The 3,082-nt window shown below is 46.9% G+C and carries 3 protein-coding genes and 1 pseudogene; 3 read left to right on the forward strand and 1 reads right to left on the reverse strand.

Translation table 11 applies throughout. From position 1 onward, the window contains the following. Positions 1–292 precede the first annotated feature (292 nt). The 3 genes and pseudogenes from T260_RS1000000140110 (at position 293) to T260_RS1000000138435 (ending at position 2,488) form a co-directional block, all read left to right on the forward strand. A complete protein-coding gene (locus T260_RS1000000140110; RefSeq protein ID WP_023633323.1) occupies positions 293–838 on the forward strand; it encodes a DUF6431 domain-containing protein in 546 nt (181 codons plus the stop codon). Between the two features lie 152 nt (positions 839–990). After that, positions 991–1,368: pseudogene (locus T260_RS0119405) on the forward strand (helix-turn-helix domain-containing protein); the annotation flags it as partial. Between the two features lie 75 nt (positions 1,369–1,443). Next, positions 1,444–2,488 (forward strand): IS630-like element ISBs2 family transposase gene (locus T260_RS1000000138435; protein WP_015374552.1). Its coding sequence is split into 2 segments (ribosomal slippage): positions 1,444–1,947 and positions 1,949–2,488, totalling 1,044 coding nucleotides; the frame shifts between segments, so codons are not numbered across the junction. A 175-nt stretch (positions 2,489–2,663) separates the two neighbouring features. On the opposite strand, the gene T260_RS1000000140115 is transcribed toward T260_RS1000000138435, so the two are convergent. After that, positions 2,664–3,082, reverse strand: a 419-nt coding sequence (locus T260_RS1000000140115) for a UPF0236 family transposase-like protein (protein WP_236620402.1), incomplete at its 5' end; no start/stop codon positions are given.

A 3,082-nucleotide genomic window follows, 5' to 3' on the forward strand; every position in this document is an offset into this window, starting at 1 on the left:
TTTTAAAAGTTAAAATAAACAAGTCGTGTGCCTATGAAATTCAGTGTTTTTTTCTAGGATCCGCATCGCGAAATCTTTGATATAACAGCATTTTGGCCATTTTCATTTGCCTAAAATGGCCTCAAAACTGTCGAACTCGGGTGTAAATTATCACTTTATTTCGGAACAAAAGAGCCATTTTTTTGCACATTCTTTCAGAAAGCCCTCTCCCCTTTTCTGAAAGAATGTGCTAAATTTTTTGTGAATTATTTCGGAAGAGAAAATCCATCGGTTCAGAGGAGGGGAGGAGGACGTGATTCAATTTCATGACTTTGGCATTGACGTCCAAACGTATGCAGAGCGTGGAAAAGAAAACGACTTCCCTCTTCTGACACAGTGTCCGCATTGCCGGGCCAAGCGCCCGTTGCACCGCCACGGTTACGATGAGCGAAACGCATTGACCCCACATGGTGATGATCGCATTTGGATTGTCCGGTATCGCTGTCGGGAATGCTTGAAGACGGTGAGTGTGCTGCCTTCCTTTCTCCTCCCGTATTTTCAATATACGTTGTCCGCCGTATGGCAAGTTGTGAAAGAGCAGTTGGGATTGACCGAGGGGACGAACCAGGCTCCGTTCCTCCCGACAAAGGACGGCATCATCTTTTATGTCCGACGGTTCTACCGAAACCTATCAAACCTTCATAGCTTTTTTGCGAGGCGGTGGAGGATCATAGGCCCTATCGTGAAAAAAGAAAAGGAACGGGCTTCTTGGTGGATCCGGACGTTGGAGGAACACGGTCTCTATTCGGTCATCAGAGAGATGTGGGAGGACGGATTCCGACACCCTTTTGCGAATTAAATGGGATCTTGATTCTACATACATATCCTAAATTGGAAATGATTGAGGTTCCCACAAACCTTTCCTATCGACGGAGAAAAAGCAATTCGGTACGATAAGGGCAGGAGGACCGGAACGGTCCTGATTCCAAGTGAGACCAGGAGGAGATTCGAATGGATGAGTCGATGAGACACAACATTGCCCTGTTTCGGTACGGGCTAATCGCTCCGTTGGTGAATGGGCAGGTGGAACCGAAGACGTATCTGAAAGAGGTGAGCGAGCGAGTGCATCATGTTCCCCACCAAGGCGACAAGCGAATCGCAGCCAAGACGATCCTCGATTGGTGCACCCGATACAAAAAAGGGGGCTTTGACGCCTTAAAGCCGAAGCGCCGTTCGGACCGCGGCCACTCAAGGCGTCTGTCGCCCGATGATGAGGATCATATTTTAGCCCTAAGAAAAGAACATCCCACCATGCCCGTGACGGTGTTCTACGAACACCTAATCGAGCAGGGGGAAATCCCAGAAAACCATACCTCTTACTTTACTATATAAATTGAAATAAAGGTTTTCTCCCGTTCCACGGCGAATAAATACAAAGAGAAAATAGGGGAACGGAGAGAAAATATGATGCCAAATCACAAAGACGAGATCGAAAAGTTGTCCACTGCCATGAAAGAAGCAAAAAGTAAACGAGCATATGAACGCTACCAAGCGATTTATCTTCATTTGCAGGGATATACCAAAGGAGAAATCGCAACGATTATTGGTCGATCCAAGAAAACTATTTATAACTATATTCATGCCTACGCCCAGCGCGGTCTTGATGGACTGGAGATGAAATACTCACCTGGCGCCCCACGTCGATTGACCCCTGAGCAGGAAAAAGAGCTGGCTTTGATCATTGAACATCAGCTCCCCGTAGATGTGGGATTCGAAGCAAAATATAATTGGACGCTTGCGATAATCGCTGAACTCATTCAACAAAAGTGGGGGCCAACATACACGCTTCGCGGAACAAGTGACATTCTGCATCGGTTAGGGCTAAGCTATACGAAACCGACCTATACACTAGCCAATGCCGATGAAGAGAAACAAAAAGAATTCGTCGAAATCACCTTCCCTGAAGTAAAAAAAACTGGTAGATGGGAACATCGCCCATGTCCTCTTTCAAGATGAGTCGATGATTCGTGATTACCAAGCGATTCAAAAAACATGGTTTGTCAAAGGAAAACAACGAATCATTCCGACGTTTGGAAAACATCAAGGGTTGAAGCTGATTGGCACGTTGAACTACGAAACAGGGGAAGTGTTTTGCATCGAAGAAGAACGCTATGACGCGGAAACATTTCTTCGATTTCTTCAACTTGTGTTAGAACGCTATCCCACAGGCAAAATAGTGATGATTTTAGATAACGCTCGAATTCACCATGCCAAACTCATTCAGCCATTTTTAAAAGAACACGAAGATCGGTTAGAGCTCGTCTTTTTGCCACCATACAGTCCGCAATTGAACTTGATTGAAGGGCTATGGAAATGGCTGAAATCAGACGTGATTTACAACGTGTTCTATTCGAGTGTGCAAGAAATTAGAAAGAATGTCCAAGCCTTTATTCAGCGAATCAACCAGAAACCAGAACAAACGATCGATCGTTTGTGTGTTCAGTTGTAAATCTTTAATTCAACTTATATATATACCGATTATTGAAAAAACACAACCTTGTCGGGAAAGAAGAGTCAGTCAAGACTTTGTGGAGAACATTTTTTCGGTTCACTACGGGCGTTGTCAATCACTAGTTATCGAACCATTTTCAGGAATTAATNCGATGATACGATATTCCATTTTTTTACACCCAACCACCATCCCGGAGCGCCGACAACGCTTGATGGATCGGCGTCCCGGATGACTGTTGCAGACACGGTATATTCTGACGCACCACATCTGTCCACAACCGTCCTGCCTTCCGTTTGGCCTGTTCGATCCGCTTGGACGTTGTTGAGGCCGAGACGGCCGACTGGGGCTCTTGCTCCTCCCACCGTCCCTTTCTCCACCCGATCCCGTCGATTCGGGCTGCCATCACCCTCAGAAACGCCCGAAGCCCTTGGTCTTTCCAGCTGCGGCGGGATTTCACCCGATGCGCAAATCGGCTCATCACACTCTCCGCATGGCCCATCGAACGCATGCCGGTCGTCTCCACCCCTTGCTCCGACAGCCACCCCCGATAGTCCCGGATGCATCCCGGCATCGACTCGATCCGGCGGATCA

Origin of the sequence: Geobacillus thermopakistaniensis (genome assembly GCF_000498995.1) — a bacterium.
GTDB lineage: Bacteria > Bacillota > Bacilli > Bacillales > Anoxybacillaceae > Geobacillus > Geobacillus thermoleovorans.